The organism is Nitrospirillum guaranorum, from assembly GCF_034653275.1.
Taxonomy (GTDB): Bacteria; Pseudomonadota; Alphaproteobacteria; order Azospirillales; family Azospirillaceae; genus Nitrospirillum.
Genome location: NZ_JAYEES010000001.1, coordinates 182,583 through 199,753, shown reverse-complemented (window position 1 = coordinate 199,753; position 17,171 = coordinate 182,583). Strand labels below are relative to the sequence as shown.

Annotated in this window: 13 protein-coding genes; 8 read left to right on the top strand and 5 right to left on the bottom strand. The window is 68.0% G+C overall.

Features of this window, described 5'->3' with window-relative positions:
* Positions 1-759 precede the first annotated feature (759 nt).
* Genes UAJ10_RS00675 through UAJ10_RS00665 form a run of 3 tightly spaced genes read right to left on the bottom strand, consistent with a single transcriptional unit; the run spans position 760 to position 6,620 of the window.
* Positions 760-2,247, bottom strand: coding sequence for an efflux transporter outer membrane subunit (locus UAJ10_RS00675; protein WP_322913277.1), 1,488 nt, complete (start codon positions 2,245-2,247; stop codon positions 760-762).
* Positions 2,247-5,423, bottom strand: a complete 3,177-nt coding sequence (locus UAJ10_RS00670; protein WP_322913275.1) for an efflux RND transporter permease subunit — start codon at positions 5,421-5,423, stop codon at positions 2,247-2,249. The genes UAJ10_RS00675 and UAJ10_RS00670 overlap by 1 nt, the downstream gene beginning before the upstream one ends.
* Before the next feature lie 15 nt (positions 5,424-5,438).
* Complete coding sequence (locus tag UAJ10_RS00665; RefSeq protein ID WP_322913273.1) at positions 5,439-6,620, bottom strand: efflux RND transporter periplasmic adaptor subunit; 1,182 nt, start codon at positions 6,618-6,620, stop codon at positions 5,439-5,441.
* Positions 6,621-6,852: 232 nt separating this feature from the next.
* Here UAJ10_RS00665 and UAJ10_RS00660 point away from each other — a divergent pair, with 232 nt between their 5' ends.
* Complete coding sequence (locus tag UAJ10_RS00660) at positions 6,853-7,557, top strand: TetR/AcrR family transcriptional regulator (protein WP_322913271.1); 705 nt, start codon at positions 6,853-6,855, stop codon at positions 7,555-7,557.
* Positions 7,558-7,577: 20 nt separating this feature from the next.
* Here UAJ10_RS00660 and UAJ10_RS00655 read toward each other — a convergent pair whose 3' ends face one another.
* Complete coding sequence (locus UAJ10_RS00655) at positions 7,578-7,850, bottom strand: hypothetical protein (protein ID WP_322913269.1); 273 nt, start codon at positions 7,848-7,850, stop codon at positions 7,578-7,580.
* Between the two features lie 288 nt (positions 7,851-8,138).
* On the opposite strand from UAJ10_RS00655, the gene UAJ10_RS00650 reads away from it, so the two are divergent.
* Complete coding sequence (locus UAJ10_RS00650) at positions 8,139-8,705, top strand: TetR/AcrR family transcriptional regulator (protein ID WP_088875092.1); 567 nt, start codon at positions 8,139-8,141, stop codon at positions 8,703-8,705.
* A gap of 92 nt (positions 8,706-8,797) precedes the next feature.
* Here UAJ10_RS00650 and UAJ10_RS00645 read toward each other — a convergent pair whose 3' ends face one another.
* Positions 8,798-9,646 (bottom strand): SDR family oxidoreductase, encoded by an 849-nt coding sequence (locus UAJ10_RS00645; RefSeq protein ID WP_322913267.1) that lies wholly within the window; start codon positions 9,644-9,646, stop codon positions 8,798-8,800.
* A 104-nt stretch (positions 9,647-9,750) separates the two neighbouring features.
* Here UAJ10_RS00645 and UAJ10_RS00640 point away from each other — a divergent pair, with 104 nt between their 5' ends.
* From UAJ10_RS00640 to UAJ10_RS00615, 6 genes are all read left to right on the top strand, one after another.
* Positions 9,751-10,704: a LysR substrate-binding domain-containing protein gene (locus tag UAJ10_RS00640; RefSeq protein ID WP_322913265.1), complete on the top strand. Its 954-nt coding sequence runs from the start codon at positions 9,751-9,753 to the stop codon at positions 10,702-10,704.
* A gap of 136 nt (positions 10,705-10,840) precedes the next feature.
* On the top strand, positions 10,841-11,458 hold the full coding sequence (locus tag UAJ10_RS00635) for a 3'-5' exonuclease (RefSeq protein WP_322913263.1): 618 nt from the start codon (positions 10,841-10,843) through the stop codon (positions 11,456-11,458).
* A gap of 158 nt (positions 11,459-11,616) precedes the next feature.
* Positions 11,617-11,994 (top strand): c-type cytochrome, encoded by a 378-nt coding sequence (locus UAJ10_RS00630; protein ID WP_322913261.1) that lies wholly within the window; start codon positions 11,617-11,619, stop codon positions 11,992-11,994.
* A gap of 32 nt (positions 11,995-12,026) precedes the next feature.
* Positions 12,027-13,427: a D-arabinono-1,4-lactone oxidase gene (locus tag UAJ10_RS00625; RefSeq protein WP_322913259.1), complete on the top strand. Its 1,401-nt coding sequence runs from the start codon at positions 12,027-12,029 to the stop codon at positions 13,425-13,427.
* Positions 13,420-14,721 carry an alanine racemase gene (locus tag UAJ10_RS00620; protein ID WP_322913257.1) on the top strand — a complete coding sequence of 434 codons (1,302 nt, stop codon included), beginning with the start codon at positions 13,420-13,422 and terminating at the stop codon, positions 14,719-14,721. The genes UAJ10_RS00625 and UAJ10_RS00620 overlap by 8 nt, the downstream gene beginning before the upstream one ends.
* 117 nt (positions 14,722-14,838) lie before the next feature.
* Complete coding sequence (locus UAJ10_RS00615; RefSeq protein ID WP_322913255.1) at positions 14,839-17,139, top strand: TonB-dependent receptor; 2,301 nt, start codon at positions 14,839-14,841, stop codon at positions 17,137-17,139.
* The last annotated feature ends 32 nt before the right edge of the window (positions 17,140-17,171 follow it).

Below are 17,171 nucleotides of genomic sequence, written 5' to 3'. Positions count from 1 at the left end.
CGCGGTCTTCGTTCAGCGCTTTTCCATCCCGCTGGATGGGGCCCTCCCAGTCGGGAAGCCCGCGCCTCGCCACACTGGACGCCCGCGATTTGCGTAGTACCTGCGATGACAATATAAGCGCCAAGCTGGAAACGACGTTGAGGGAAGATATAGCGCGCACCGCCCGCCAGCGCAGTCAAATAACGCGAACTCAGGAACTGTAGGTGCCAGAATCAGGGCTGTGGGCAACAGTCGGGCCAATGATGGTAGCGTATCGCTCGTTTAAGTCCACGATACACGCCAACGTTCGGCAGGTTACCGATGTGCTTCCATCCGGCTTTATCTACATTGAGATAATGTCAATCATGCCAAGGAAATATATTATAAATATTTCTAGTATATCCCATTTTTATCGGCAATTAACTCTAGATAAATAACGGCAACTAGAAAATCATAATCCATGATGGCTCAGAAATTGGATGCCCGCCAATGTCAAGCATGGGTTCGAGGCGGCGGTGGATTATTCAGATTCTGTCGTATCAAGGGCGTCTGTCAGAATCAATACCTCACGATATGCCCGTCAAATTAAAGCATCGAACCAACGAAATAACATATTGATTCTTGTTGCGGAAGGTGCGGTCACGCCCTTCTCGCGAAGGTGGCACAAAAAATTTGCCGCTATCGAGAGGGCGGTGTTCTTGATGCTCAGGATGGGAATCGATGCCGTCCATCGGGGCAGGAAAACTCAGTCGCCCAGGGCCCCTGGGCGACTGAATGGGATTATTGGCCAGCCGGCGCCGTCTCCGATCCGCCCAGCACCTTGAACAGGCTGACCCGGTTTTCCAGCAGCGACAGCTGCACGGCGATGCGGGTCTGCTGGGCGTTGTACAGGCTGCGCTGCGCGTCCAGCACGGTCAGGAAGCTGTCGATGCCGCGGTCATACCGCTTGGTCGACAGGTCGTAGGTCAGCTGGCTGGAAGTCACCAGCGAGGTCTGGGCCGCCAGCTGGCGGTCCAGGGTGCCGCGCGCCGCCAGGGCGTCCGACACCTCGCGAAAGGCGGTCTGCACCGCCTTCTCGTAGTTGGCCACGTCGATGTCGCGGGTGGCCTTGGCGATGTCCAGGTTGGCCTGGTTCTTCCCGTTGTCGAAGATGGGCAGGCTGATGCTGGGGCCGACGCTCCAAGCGCTGCTGCCCGGCGCGAACAGGTCGGTCAGGCCGGCACTGGCCGTGCCGTAGCTGCCGGTCAGGGTGATCTGGGGGAAGAAGGCGGCCCGGGCGGCGCCGATGTTGGCGTTGGCCGCCTTCAGCGTGTGCTCCGCCTGGCGGATGTCCGGGCGGCGCAGCATCAGGTCGGCTGGCAGGCCGGCGGGCAGGTCGCCCAGCACGTCCTGGTCGTCCAGGCTGGCGCCCTCGATCTCAGCCTCGTTCAGGGGCGCCCCCACCAGCAGTTCCAGGGCGTTGCGGTCCTGGGCCACCAGGCGGGCGTATTGCTCCAGATTGGCGCGGGCGGTGTCCACGGCCGTCTGCGACTGCGCCAGGTCCAGGGCCGAGCTGCTGCCCCGGTCGAACATGCGCTTGTTGCGGTCGTACGTGGCCTGCTGGGCCTTCAGAGTGTCCTGGGTCAGGGTCAGCAGCTGGCGATCGGACACCAGCGTCAGGTAGGCGTTGGCCACCTCCGCGATCAGGGAAAGGCGGGTGCCGGCCGTGGCCTCCGCCGTCGCCAGGTACTGTTCCAACGCCTGCTGCGACAGGCTGTGCACCCGGCCGAACAGGTCCAGCTCATACGAGGTCACACCCACCTGCAGCTGGCTGGAATTGTAGGTGACGCCCTTGGCGCTGGACCCGGACGCGCCGGCCGTGGCCCCTTGAGCCCCCAGGGCCGAGACGGGCGTGCGGGCGCGGGTGGTGCTGCCGCTCACGTTCAGCTGCGGCAGGGTGGCCGCGTCCTGCACCCGGTATGTCGCCCGCGCCACCTCGATGTTCAGCAGGGCCACGCGCAGGTCGCGGTTGTTGTCCAGCGCCTTGGCGATCAGGGCCTGCAGCCGGGGGCCGGGGAACACGGCCTTCCAGCTGTCGGGACCTTGCAGGGGCGAGGGCTTGCCGGGCGCATCCGCCGGTTCATACGCCTGCCCGGTGGGCCAGGCGTTGGGAACCGGGTTTTGCGGCCGGGTGTAGTCCGGTGCCAGGGAACAGGCCGCCAGCGAGGCGGTGGTCAGCAGCAGGGCGGTGAAGGCCGCGATGCGCTTGGGGATCGAAAACACGGTCATCACGGATGTCCTGCGGTGTCGTGTCCCGGAGTGGCGGGAGCGGGCGTGCCCGAGGCGGGGGTGCTGGGGGCGGGCCGCTTGCCGAAGCGCCGGAGGACCGAGACGAAGAAGACGGGGACGAAGAAGATGGCGAGGAAGGTGGCGGACAGCATGCCGCCCATCACGCCCACGCCGATGGCGTTCTGCCCGCCCGAACCGGCGCCGTTGGCCACGGCCAGCGGCAGCACGCCCAGGATGAAGGCGAAGGATGTCATCAGGATGGGGCGCAGGCGCTGCTTGGCGGCGATGGTCACCGCGTCGATCAGCTCATGCCCGGCCTCATACTGTTCCTTGGCGAACTCCACGATCAGGATGGCGTTCTTGGCGGCCAGCCCGATGGTCGTCAGCAGACCCACCTGGAAGTAGACGTCGTTGCTGAGGCCCCGCAGCGTGGCCGCCAGCACCGCGCCGATGACGCCCAGGGGCACCACCAGCATGACGGCGAAGGGGATGGACCAGCTTTCATACAGGGCCGCCAGGCAGAGGAAGACGATGGCCAGGGAGATGCCGTACAGGGCGGGGGCCTGCGAGCCGGCCAGCCGCTCCTCGTACGACAGGCCCGTCCATTCGAAGCCGAATCCCGCCGGCAGCTTGGCCGCCAGCTTTTCCATCTCCGCCATGGCCTGGCCGGTGGTGTGGCCGGGGGCGGGCACGCCCTGGATGTCGCGCGACGACACGCCGTTGTAGCGTTCCAGCTGGGGCGAGCCGTATTCCCAATAGGCGTTGGTGAAGCTGGAGAAGGGCACCATCTGGTTGGCCGCGCCGCGCACGTACCAGCGGCTGATGTCGCCGGGCAGCATCCGGAAGGGCGCGTCCGCCTGGGCGTAGACCTTCTTGACGCGGCCCTTGTCGATGAAGTCGTTGACGTAGGCCGAGCCCCAGGCGGTGCTGAGCGTGGTGTTGATGTCGCTGATGGACAGGCCCAGCGCCTCCGCCTTGGTCTGGTCGACCTTGACGCGCAGCTGCGGCACGTCCTCCAGCCCGTTGGGACGGACCTGCGCCAGGATGGGGCTCTGCGCCGCCATGCCCAGCAGCTGGTTGCGCGCCGCCATCAGCTTCTCATGGCCCAGGCTGGCCCGGTCCACCAGTTCGAAGTCGAAGCCGGTGGCGTTGCCCAGTTCCAGGACGGCCGGCGGCGTCAGGGTGTAGATCGACGCGTCGCGGTAGGCCGCCAGCTTCATCATGGCGCGCTGGGCGATGGCGCCGGCCCGCTGCTCCGGCTTGGAGCGTTCCGACCAGTCGCGCAGGTTCACGAAGGCGAAGGCGGAGTTCTGGCCGCGGCCGGCGAAGCTGAAGCCCACCACCGTGAACAGGCCCTTCACGTTGTCCTTCTCATCTTCTAGGAAGTGCTTCTCCATGGCCTTGGCGGCGGCCAGCGTGCGCTCGGCGGTGGCGCCGGGCGGGGCCGAGGCCTGGACGAACAGGAAGCCCTGGTCCTCGTCCGGCAGGAAGGCGGTGGGCAGACGCACGAACAGCAGGACCAGGCCGACGACGATGACGCCATAGACCAGCAGATAGCGCAGCGTGCGCCGGCTGACATGGCCCACGGCGCGGCCATAGGCGTCGCTGGTGCGGTTGAATCCGCGGTTGAACCAGCCGAAGGGGCCGCTTTCCACGGCGCCGCCGCCATGGTGGGCGGCGGGCTTCAGCAGGGTGGCGCACAGGGCCGGGGTCAGGATCAGGGCCACCAGCACCGACAGGCCCATGGCCGACACGATGGTCAGCGAGAACTGGCGGTAGATGGCGCCGGTCGAACCGGAGAAGAAGGCCATGGGCACGAACACGGCCGACAGCACCATGGCGATGCCCACCAGGGCCCCGGTGATCTGGCCCATGGACTTGCGCGTGGCCTCGCGGGGGGACAGCCCCTCTTCCGCCATCACGCGCTCCACGTTCTCCACCACCACGATGGCGTCGTCGACCAGCAGGCCGATGGCCAGCACCATGGCGAACATGGTCAGGGTGTTGATGCTGAAGCCGCAGGCCGACAGCACGCCGAAGGTGCCCAGCAGCACCACCGGCACGGCGATGGTGGGGATCAGCGTGGCCCGCCAGCTCTGCAGGAAGACGAACATGACGATGAAGACCAGGACGACGGCCTCGGCCAGCGTCTCGACCACGTCATGGATGGACAGGCGCACGAAGGGCGTCGTGTCGTAGGGATAGGAGACCTCCAGGCCCTCGGGGAAGAAGGGCTTCATCTCGTCCAGCTTGGCGATGATGGCCTTTTCCACCTGCAGGGCGTTGGCCCCCGTGGTCAGCTTGATGGCCAGGCCGGCGGCCGGGTGGCCGTTGAAGCGGGCCGCGACCTCATAGTTGTTGCTGCCCAGCTCCACCCGCGCCACGTCGCGCAGGCGCACCTGCGACCCGTCCTGGTTCACGCGCAGGATGATGTTGGAAAACTCCTCCGGCGTTTCCAGGCGGGTCTGGGCGATGATGGTGGCGTTCAGCTGCTGGCCCTTCACGGCGGGCAGGCCGCCCACTTGGCCGGCGGAGATGGCCTTGTTCTGCACGCCGATGGCGCTGGTCACGTCCGCCGCCGTCATCTGCACGGCCGCCAGCTTGTTCGGATCCAACCAGACGCGCATGGCGTGCTGCGGCCCGAACAGGGTGATGTCGCCCACACCATCCACGCGGCTGATGGGGTCCTGCAGGTTGGACGCGACGAAGTCGCCGATTTCCGTCTCGCCCAGTTGGCCGCTGGGGGAATAGAAGGCCAGCACCATCAGGAAGTTCTTGGTGGCCTTGCTGACCTGCACGCCCTGCTGCTGCACCTCGGTGGGCAGCAGCGGTGTCGCCAGCTGCAGCTTGTTCTGCACCTGCACCTGGGCGATGTCGGGATCGGCCTCGGGGTTGAAGGTCAGGGTGATGGTGACGTTGCCCGAGCTGTCGCTGGTGGAGGACATGTAGCGCAGATGATCGATGCCGTTCATCTTCTGCTCGATCACCTGGGTGACCGTGTCTTCCAGCGTCTTGGCCGAGGCGCCCGGATACGTGGTGGTGATGGCCACCGACGGCGGGGCGATGCGGGGGAACTGCTCGATGGGCAGGGTATAGATGGCCAGCGCGCCCGCCATCATGATGACGATGGCGATGACCCAGGCGAACACGGGCCTGTCGATGAAGAACTTGGACATGGGGATGGCCCTGCCTTACAGCGGCTGCGGGGTGGTGGGGGCGGCCGCCTGGGGCTTCGCCTCGTCCGCCTTGACGTCCGCGCCGGGGCGCAGGCGTTGCAGGCCCTCCACCACCACGCGATCGCCGGCGTTCAGCCCGCCGGTCACCACCCACTTGTCGCCCTGGGCCTGGGTGGTGGTGATGGGGCGGACGGCGGCCTTGTTGTCCTGGCCCACCACCCAGACGGTGGTGCTGCCATCGCCGCCGCGCACCACGGCCTGCTGCGGCACCAGCATGGCCTGGTCGCGCACGCCTTCCTCCACCCGCGCCCGGACGAACAGGCCCGGCAGCAGCTCCGCCTTGGGGTTGGGCACGGTGGCGCGCAGGGTGACCATGCCGGTGGTCTGGTCCACGGTCACGTCGGCGAACTGCAGGCGGCCGGGCTCGGCATAGGGCTTGTCGCCCAGGCCGTCGATCAGCAGGCTGATAGGCGCGTCGCCCGCCGTGGCGCCCTTCACATGGCCGGCGGCGATCTCCTGCCGCAGGCGCATCAAGTCGACGCTGGACTGGGTGACGTCGACATACAGCGGGTCCAGCTGCTGCACGGTGGCCAGCGCGGTGGTCTGGTCGGCCGTGACCAGGGCGCCCTCCGTCACGGTGGAGCGGCCGACGCGGCCGCTGATGGGGGAGTAGACGCGGGTGTAGTCCAGGTTGATCTGGGCCGTCCTGACCTGGGCCCGGGCGGCGTCCACCGCCGCCTGGTCGGTGGCCAGGGTGGCCGTGATGTCGTCATAGTCCTGCTTGGACACGGCGTTGACCGTCACCAGGTCGCTGTAGCGCTCCGCCTTGGCCTTGACCGACTTCACGGCGGCCTCCGCCTGGGCCAGGCTGGCCTTGGCGCTGGCCAGCGCCGCCTCATAGGGCGCGGGGTCGATCTGGTACAGCTGCTGGCCGGCCTTGACCTCGCCGCCCTCGGTGAACAGCCGCTTCAGGATGACGCCGCTGACCTGCGGCCGCACCTCCGCCACCCGGAAGGCCGAGGTGCGGCCGGTCAGCTCGGTCGACAGGGTCACGGGCTGCGGTGTCACGGTGACGACGCCCACCGAGATGGGCCCCTGCGGGGGTGGCGCCTGCTTTTTCTCGCCGCAACCGGCCAGCGCCACCGCCGCCACCGACAGCGTCGCCACCAAGGCCACCCTAGGAATAGTGAGCGTCATCAAATGCCTCTTCCACCGAAAGCCAGCCCCGCCCCCCCACCCGGTCCAGGCGGCGGCCGAAACGCGTTTCAGCCGGGACAACCTGGGGATGGTAAGGGAACGGGGAAAAAGATAGGCAAGGGTGCGGGGAACGGAAGCCCCGCCCTTGCTCGATGACGCTTACGTACTGTATCATACAGTACAGTCCTGTGACGGGCGTCACCGGGGCCTTTGATTAAGCTATGAAAAAACGATGACCACCCCCGCCAGCGCCCCCCTACCCACCTTGACCGATATGTCCGATGCCCCGGCCCCAGCGCCCTCGACCGCCGCCGCGCCGCCCGTCCCCAAGCTGGGCCGCCGGGCGGAGGCGCGGCGCACCGCCATGATGGACGCGGCGCTGAAGGTCTTCATGGAAAAGGGGTTCGAGCGCGCGACCCTGGGCGACATCGTGGCCCTGTCCGGCGGGTCGCGCGCCACCCTCTATGAGCTGTTCGGCGGCAAGGAGGGGCTGTTCCTGGCGGTGCTGGATGTGGTGACCGGCCACATCAGCCAACTGATGAACGACATCGCCGAAAGCTGCGGACCGCCGCAAGAGGTGCTGCTTCAGTTCGGCGCCTCCCTGCTGGAGGCGCTGGTCCAGCCCGACGTCATGGCCATGATGCGTATCCTGGTGGCGGAGGGGCGGCTGTTCCCGGACCAGTTGGAAGGCTTCTTCCGCACCGGCCCCGATCAGTCGCGCGACAAGGTGGCGAACTATCTGCGCCGCGCGGCCGACCAGGGGCTGATCGTGGTGGAGGATCCCGTCACCGCCGCCCACATCTTCTTCGGCATGGTCACGGCCGGGTATTCGTTCGAGGGCCAGATCAATCCGGCCCGCCTGGGCGACGCCACTTATCGCCACACTTACGTCCAGCAGGTGGTGCACCTGTTCCTACATGGCTTGTGCCCGCGCTGACGTCCCGTCGGGGTGGCGCGTCAGCCGTGCTGGCGGCGCTGGTTCAGCTGGATGAACAGGACCACCAAGGCGGCGCCGGCGGCGGCGAAGGGCGCGCCGATGATCCACACCATCAGGAAAACGTACTGAGAGACGTTCAACAGCGCCAGGACCAGGGCCAGCAGCACGATGGCGCCCAGGGCCGCGATGGCCATGGACCAGCTGACGATGGACAGGCAGGCCACCGTGGGGTCGCTGGTGTCGACGCTGACGATTTCCCCGTCGTCGGCCGGACTGTCACTGGCGCCGCTCATGTCGCCTCCAGTCGTTTTATCTCCCGTCTATGAAGTTTATCACTCCGTTGCGCAGAATCCAGGGGCCTGCCGGCTATCCCTGCGTATGGATGTAGGTATCCCGGGGAAGGGGGGGTGCGATCGGCCTTGGCGTTCCGGTGCCGGACGCGGTAGTCATGGGCGCAGCAGGCTCCGCGCCGTTCTCCAACCCTGTTGCCGATCCCCGTGACCGTGTCTGACACAGCCTCCGACGCCACTCTCGCTTCCGGTCCGACCTCGGGCCCCGCCCCGACCGGCCGGGCGGCGGCCATGCGCATGCGCTTGATGCAGGCGGGTGCCGAATTGCTGGGCGAGGTGGGGATCGAACGCATCTCCACCAACCAGGTGGCCAGCCGCGCCGGGGTGACACCGCCCGTTTTCTACCGTCATTTCAAGGACAAGTACGACCTGCTGGCGGCCCTGGGCAGCACCCTGATGGAGGCCCAGAACGACATCCTCTATGAGTGGCTGGAGCGTAGCGCGCCCGCCGGTTTTGAAGAGCTGATGGGGGCCCACTACCAATTCCTGCTGTCCACCATCCAGGCGACGGCCGAGATGCCGGGGGCGGTGTGGATCATGCGGGCGCTGCGCGCCGTGCCCTCGCTGACCGCCGTCCGCCTGGCCTCGCATGAGATGGTCACCGACCGCATCTGCCGCGCCATGGGCCCGCTGTTGCCCGACATGGACCCGGCCGAATTGCGCCTGCGCACCCGCATCGCCGTGGACGCGGGCTACGCCGCCGTGGAGATGGCGCTGGACGACCCCAGCATGTCGCCCGAAAGCGTCTGCCGCGCCCTGACCCAGATGTGGCTGGGCGGTCTGCGCCACGGGGTATAGGTTTTTCGTGCCGAAGGCCGGCGACCGCCGGCCCCCGGTGTCGGGGGCGGGGACATCCGATCAAACCGGCCGAATGCCCCCGCAACCCGACGTCAGTGCGGCATGAAGCGCTCGCGCATCAGGGCCATGTACGCTTCCTCCGACGTTTCGCGGCGGGCGGCGATCAGCGGCTTGATGTCGTCCGTCGCCACGTAGCGCAGCTGGTTGGTGCCGTCGGTGGCGGCGGTGTAGATCACCTCCGCCACGCCGTCCGGCGTGGTGCCGGCCAGCGAATTGCGCCAACCTTCGAAGAAGGCGTCCAGCTTGGCGACGAAGGGGCGATAGTCGGCGAGATCCGCCTGGCCCCCCGCCTCCACGCCGCTGCGCGGGCCGAAGTTGGTGCTGGTGACGCCGCCCGGCTCAACCAGCTTCACCGTCACGCCCACGCTGGCCAGCTCGAAGGACAGCGCCTCGGAATAGCCTTCCAGGGCGAACTTGCTGGCGCAGTACAGCGACATCAGGGGCAAGCCGAATGCGCCCGCGCCGGAACTGATGTTGATGATGGTGCCGGTGCCGTTCGCGCGGAAATGGGGCAGGACGGCCCGGGTCACGTCCATCACGCCGAAGACGTTGACCTCGAACTGTTCGGTTATCTTGGCCACGGGCGTGGCCTCGAACACGCCGAACAGGCCGAACCCGGCATTGTTCACCAGCGTGTCGATGCGGCCGAAGCGCCGCAGCCCGGCCGCGACGGCGGCGGCGATGCTGTCGCGATCCTGGACGTCCAGGCGGGTGACCAGCACGTTGTCCAGGGCGGCCAACCCGGGATCCCGCGACGTGTCGCGCATGGTGGCGATGACGTTCCAGCCCCGCGCCGCGAACAGCCGGGCGGCGGCTTCCCCGAAGCCGGAGGAACAGCCGGTGATCAGGACGGTCTTGGCCAGGGTGGTGGGGGTGCTCATGGTCTCTTTTCTCCGTGGAACAGGTCGAGACCGCTGATGTAATGCGCCGCCATTGATGCGATAATCCGGACAATCTTGCATGAAACGATGAGGAATGCCGTACAATGGCGGATCTGGCGCTCAGCGAACTGGCGGCCTTGGCGGCGGTGGCGGAACACCGCAGCTTCCGCGCCGCGGCGGCGGCCATCGGCGCCTCCCCCTCGTCGCTCAGCCATCGGGTGGCGGCGATGGAGCGACAGCTGGGCGTGCGCCTGTTCAACCGCACCACCCGCAGCGTCGCCCTGACCGAGGCGGGGCAACAGTTCCTGGACCGGGTGCGCCCGGCCCTGCGCGAAATCGCGGACGCGGTGGAAACGGTGAACCGCTTCCGCGACACCCCCGCCGGCCTGCTGCGCCTCAACACCTCGGAAGAGGCCGCCGCGCGCATGCTGCCCCTGATCCTGGATTTCATGGCCCGCTACCCGGACATGCGGGTCGACCTGGTGGCGGAGGGGCGCATGGTCGACATCGTCGCCGCCGGCTTCGATGCCGGCTTCCGTGCCACCGACACGGTGCCGGAGGACATGGTGGCCATCCCGGTGGGGGAGGAGGAGGGCTGGGCCGTCGTGGCCACGCCCGCCTATTTCCAGACGCACGGCACCCCCCGCGTGCCGGCCGACCTGCTGCGCCACGACTGCATCCGCGCCCGCCTGCCCAGCGGCACCATCTATCGCTGGGAATTCGCCCCCCACAGTGGGCCGAGGGATGGCGGGCCGGCGGGCGGCGGGCCCATGGGTGATGGGGAGATACGCATCGACGTTCCCGGCCGCCTGACCCTGGGTAGCCATACCCTGTGCCTGAACGCCGCCCGCGCCGGCGCCGGCATCGCTTATGTCAGCCTGCGCGACGTGGCGGCCGATCTGGCTGCCGGGCGGCTGGCCCGCGCGCTGGCCGACTGGACGCCGCCCTCGCCGGGCCTGGCACTATACTACCCCCGCCAGCGCCTGCCCTCCGCCGGTCTCAAGGCTTTCATTGACCATGTGAAGGCTTGGCGCGCGGCGGGCCGGGGGTATGCGTGATTCTTTAAAGTGCGATCGCTTCAGATGGATTCATCTGAAGCGATCGCACGATAAAACAAAAACTCTAAACGGTTGCCGGCCTATATAGCCGGGGTCGGCGCCTCTCCCCGGGGCGCCCTTGCATGTGGAACAGGTCATGGGTAAGGCGCGGAACATCTCAGTTGGCTTGCCAGTCGGGCGCTGGGTGGCCATGGACATCGAGATGACCGGCTTTCGGCCGGTGGAGGGGCGCAGCATCATCGAGGTGTCGGCCGTCGCGGTTTCACCGTCGGGCACTGGCGGATATGTGCGGGAGGCGTGCAGCTGGCGCATCAATCCGCGCTGCCCGCTCAACCCCATCGCCATCGGGGTGCACGGCGTTCGGGCGGAGGAACTCGCCGACTGTCCCGACTTCGCGGACCTGGCGGGCGATATCCTGGCCTTCATCGGTTCCGACCCGCTGGTGTTCCACGGTGCCGCCGGTGATGTCGCGCTGCTGAACCAGGAACTGGCCGTGGCCGGCCTGCCACCCCTGTCCAACCGCGTGATATGCACCGAGACGCTGGCCCGAGGCCGCTGGCCGGGCGAGCGCTCCCGCTTGTCCCTGGTGGCGGAACGCGTGGGCGGCACCGTCCGGACGCGTCACAAAAGGCGGCGGCACCAGGACGGTAGCGTCAGCGTCACCGGCGATTACCGGCACAAGTCGCGGGCCGATGCCGAGATGACGGCGGACGTCTTGCTGGCGCTCGCCGGCGCCGGCGGCGCGCTGGTCTGACGAGGCTGCCCGCCGCTGCGAAACCCCCTTGCCACCCCCGCCATCTTTAGTTATCACTAACATAGTTAGCGATGACTAACGCCGTGCCCGCGACAGACGGGGTGGCGACGGGGAGTTTCATGGGCTTGGGCATCGGGCATTTTCCGAAACGGGCGCGCGTGCCCGCACTGATCCTACTGGCCGGGCTGGCGGCGGGCCTGACGGCCTGCGACCCGGCACCCGAGGCGCCGCCTGGGGCCGAGGCGCTGGCGGCGCGGCGTCCAGCGGAGGATCGCCTGGCCGGCCTGTATGAGGCCAGCTGCAAGGCCTGCCACGCCAACCCGGACTCCGGCGCCCCCCTGGTGGGCTATGCCACCGCGTGGAAGCAGCGCTGGGCCAAGGGGCCGGACACCCTGCTGAAACACACGCTGGAAGGCTTCAATGGCATGCCGGCGGGGGGCCAGTGCTTCTCCTGCACCGCCGACGATTACCAGGCGCTGATCCGCTTCATGGCCGGCCAAGCGCCGGGCCAGATACCGGCCGGCAAAGCCAACTGAATGACAAGCCTGATGGGGGAACGGACCGAACCATGCTGACACGGCGCACCCTGTTTCTGTTGATGGGCGGCACGGCGCTGGCCGCCGGCGGCGTGGCGGCCTCCCGCGTGGGCGTGCAGCCGGAACCGCCGGCCCCGCCCAGCGCCGACGCCGGCGGCCATCTGCTGTGGCGCAACTGGTCCGGCATCCAGCATTCCTACCCCGCCAGCCGCGCCGCGCCGGCGGATGAGGGCGAGCTGGCCGACCTGGTGCGCAAGAGCCCCGGGCCCATCCGCGCCGTGGGCGCCGGCCATTCCTTCATGCCCCTGGTGCCCACGCCCGGCACGCTGGTGACGCTGGACCGCATCGCCGGGCTGGACGGCCACGACGCCGGGGCGCTGACCGCCCATGTCCGGGCGGGTACCCGGCTGGCCGACCTGGGCCCCGCCCTGTCCGCCGTGGGGCAGGAGATGCCCAACCTGCCGGACATCAACAAGCAATCGCTGGCCGGCGCCCTGTCCACCGCCACCCACGGCACCGGCGTCAACCTGATGGCCCTGCACGGCAACGTCCAGGCCTTCCGCCTGGTGACGGCGGACGGCCAGGTGCTGGACTGCGACGCCAGCCACAACGCCGACCTGTTCGCCGCCGCCCGGGTGGGGCTGGGCGCCTTCGGTATCCTGACCCGCGTGACGCTGAAGAACAGCCCGGCGCACCGGGTGGAGCGGCGGGTGTGGCTGCAGCCGGTGGAGCAGACTTTGGCGGAATGGCCCACGCTGCAGGCCGCCCACCGCAACGTGGAGTTCTACTACCTGCCCTTCACCGGCATGACCGCCGTCATCACCCATGACGAGACGGACGCGCCGGCCACGCCCCGGCCGCCCACCCAGGACAATGACGCGGTCATGAGCCTGAAGGCGTTGCGCGACTGGCTGGGCTGGTCCCCCGCCATTCGGCGCCGCGTGGCCAAGCATGTGCTGTCCGGCCTGGAACCCGAACGGGTGGTGGCGGAAAGCTGGCAGCTGCTGTCCAACGAGCGGCCCATTCGCTTCAACGAGATGGAATTCCACCTGCCGCGCGAGGCGCAGGTGCGGGCGCTGAAGGACGTGATCGAGGCCATCGAGACCAAGCGGCACGATGTCTTCTTCCCCATCGAGGCGCGGGTGATCGCCCCCGACGACGCCTGGCTGTCGCCTTTCCACGACCGGCCCTCCGGCTCCATCGCCGTGCACGCCTATTACAAGGACGACTACCAGTTCCTGTTCGACGTGGTGGAACCCATCCTGCGGCGCCATGGCGGCCGGCCGCACTGGGGCAAGTTGAACACGCTGAAGACCGCCGATTTCATCGCCCTCTATCCCCGCTTCCGCGACGCCATGGACATGCGCCGCCAGGTCGACCCGGAGGGGCGCTTCCTCAACGACTACCTGCGGGGGGTGTTCACCGATGCGTGATGATTATCGCAGGCGGCCCAGCCGTCGCGGCGTGCTGGCGGGCGGCATCGCCGGCGCCGCCGTCGTGGGTACGGCCGCCCTGGCCTGGCCGGAGGGCGACCACGGCGGCGGCCACGACGCCTATTTCACCGGGCTGTCGGCCGCCCTGACCAAGGCGGGCGTGGCCCAGCCGGTGCTGGTGGTCGACACCACGCGGCTGGACGCCAACATCAAGGCGGTGGGCGACACCCTGGGCAAGGCGGGCGGCCAGGCCAAGGGCCTGCGCATCGTCGTCAAGTCGCTGCCTTGCCATGATCTGATGGACCGGGTGGCGGCGGGCTTGAAGACCAAGCGCTACATGGTCTTCAACCAGCCCATGCTGGTGGAGATGGGCACCCGCGTCCCCGACGCCGACATGCTGATGGGCAAGCCCCTGCCGGTGGCGGCGGCCGCCGCGTACTACGACCAGTTGGGGGCGCAGGCCCCCGGCCCGCAATGGCTGATCGACACGCCGGAGCGCTTGGCCCAATACACGGCGATGGCCAAGGCGCGCGGCGTGGCGCTGTCGGTGAATTTCGAGATCGACGTGGGCCTGCACCGGGGTGGCCTGACCGACCCCGCGGCGTTGGCTGCCATGCTGGCGGGCCTGGACCCCGCCGTCACCGCCTGCGGCCTCATGGGCTATGACCCCCATGTCGCCAAGATGCCCGGCGTGTTCGACATGCGGGGCAAGGCGCTGGCCCGGGCCAAGGACATCTACGCCCGCATGGCCGGTGTGCTGCGGGAGAAGGCGCCGCTGAAGGACGGCCAGGCGCCCCACACCTTCAACACGGCGGGCAGCCCCACCTACGCCCTGCACACCGACGACCCGGTGGCGACGGAGGTGGCCGTCGGCTCCGCCTTCGTGAAGCCCACGGACTTCGACATCGACACCCTGGCCCACCACCAGCCGGCCTGCTTCATCGCCACGCCGGTCCTGAAGGTGGCGGAGCCGGGGCTAATCCCCGGGCTGGAAAGCCTGGCCGGCGTCGCCGCCTTCTTCGATCCCAACACCGCCCGTGCCTTCTTCGTGCAGGGCGGGCATTGGCTGGCCAACCCGGTGTCGCCGCCGGGCCTGCGGCTCAGCGGCCTCTACGGCCGGTCCAGCAACCAGGAGCGCTGGTCGGGATCGCGCCGCGTGCCGCTGAAGCCGGACGACTGGGTGTTCCTGCGCCCCTCACAAAGCGAGGCGGTGCTGCTGCAATTCGGGCCGCTGCTGGCCTATGACGGCGCCGCCATAACGGGGCGGTGGCCGGTGTTCGAGATGTCGGCCTAAGGGCCGAAGGATGCGGACCCCGGCGGGCACCGGGGTTGAACGAGAGCGCTGAATAAGAACGAGGGCTTGGGTTTAAGGCGGTTCCGCAACGACGGAACCAGGAACAGGGAGCCAACCATGACGCGGATACAAAAGACGGGCATCGGCCGGGCGGGTATTGGGTTCATGCTGCTGTCGGGCGTGGCGCTGGGCGCGCTGCACGGCACGGCCCGGGCGCAGTCGGCGGCGCCGGCCGATGCGGACGGCGTGTTGCAGGAAATCGTGGTCACGGCGCAGAAGCGGGCGGAAAACCTGCAGGATGTGCCGGTGGCCATCACCGCGCTGACGGCCGAGACGCTGGAAAAGACCGGCGTGCGCGACGTGCAGGACCTGCCGGCCCTGACGCCGGGCCTGCAGATCAAGACATCGGACGCCAGCGCCAATCCCAAGGTGTTCATCCGCGGCGTGGGCCTGAACGACTTCAACGCCAACGCCGCCGGCGCCGTCGGCATCTATTCGGACGGTGTCTTCGTCGCGTCCCCCTTGGCGCAGCTGGGCCAGTTCTTCGACCTGGAACGGGTGGAGGTGCTGAAGGGCCCCCAGGGCACGCTCTACGGCCGCAACACCACCGGCGGCGCCATCAATATCACGTCGCGCCAGCCGACGTTCGAGACCACCAGCGACGGCAGCCTGGAATACGGCCGCTTTAATTCCGTGAAGGCGGAGGCCGGCGTGGGTGGCGCCCTCATCCCCGGCAAGCTGGCGGTGCGCCTGGCCGGCGTCTACGAACGCGACGACGGCGACACCTACAACCGCTATTACAACGACTATGTCAATGCCGTGAACCGCTGGGGCGGGCGCGCCAGCCTGCTGTTCACACCCAGCGATGACCTTAGCGTCACGGTGCAGTTCCACGGCGGCCAGAACCGGGGCGACAGTCGGTCTTTCCAGTCGCGGCCCCTGATCCCGCAGGATGCCTCAGCCGCCGGTCCCGGTGGCCTGTGCGCGCCCGGCTTTTATGCCTCCGGCCTGTGCACCGACGCGCTGGGCTATGCCGACACCGACAACAACCCCTATGCCGGCGCCTACAACATCAAGGGCCAGGACAAGGTCGACACCTGGGGCGCCTCCGTCAACGTGCGCTGGGATTTGGGCAAGGCCACGCTCTATTCCATCACCGGCTTCGACAGCGCCGAGCGCAACGACCTGGAGGACACCGACGCCAGCCCCAACAACCTGCTGACCAGCACCTACAAGGCGACGCAGCACGACGTGTCCCAGGAATTGCGGGTGGAGGCGCCGCTGGGCGACCGGCTGCGGGCCGTGGCCGGCGCCTATTTCCTGCACGACTACCTGAACACGTCCAGCCAGTACGACATCCTGCGCGACCTGCGGCCGCTGTTCATCACCGACGACAACCCCACCGGCTTCTCGCTGGAAAACAACGTGGCCACGGTGGGTTATCCCTATAGCCAAATCAGCGACAGCTACGCCGTCTTCGGCCAGGTGGATTACCAACTGACGGACATGGTCACCCTGACCGGCGGCTTGCGCTATTCCCAGGACGATAAGGATTTCCACTATCGCAGCACGGTGGAACAGGTGGTGGACGTGCTCGACTACGCCGCCTCCAAATCCTTCGACAGCGTGTCCGGCCGCGCCTCCATCCAGGTGAAGCCCACCGACGACGTCATGCTCTACGCCAGCTACAACCGCGGCTACAAAAGCGGCGGCTTCTTCGGCGGCTACACCCGTGACCCGGCCGACCTGGCGCCCTATGCCGACGAGACGCTGGACGCCTATGAGGTGGGCGCCAAGACCGAGCTGTGGAACAAGCGCCTGCGCCTGAACGCCGCCGGCTTCTACTACGATTACAGCAACCTGCAGGTCTTCCAGATCGTCACCCGCGACGGCATCCCGACGCAGACCTTCAACAACGCCGCCAACGCCCGCCTCTACGGCGTGGACGCGGACGTGACCCTGGTGCCACTGAAGGGGCTGGAGATCAGCCTCGGCGGCGAATACCTCAACAGCGAATACCAGAACTATGTCTCGGAGGGGGAGACCCTGACCGGCAATCGCCTGCCGTCCGCCCCGCGCTGGACCCTGTCCGGCCTGGTCAGCTATGACCAGCCGCTGGACGGGGCGGGCGGCAAGGACGCCGGCACCCTGAACGCCAGCATCAACGTCTCCTACCGCTCCCTGGTGTATTTCGACAGCCACAACCTCAGCCGCCTCAGCCAGTCCGGCTATTGGCTGACGGACGCGCGGCTGGGCTGGACCGCGCCCAACGGCACCATCAGCCTGGGCCTGTGGGTACGCAACCTGTTCGACCAGACCTACATCATGGATATCAACAACCTGGACAGCTTCGGCCTGGATTCCATCAGCATGGGCTCCCCACGCCGCTTCGGCGGGTACCTGAGTTGGCATTTCTAGCGTTCCTCAGGCGCCGACAGGCCCATCCGGGC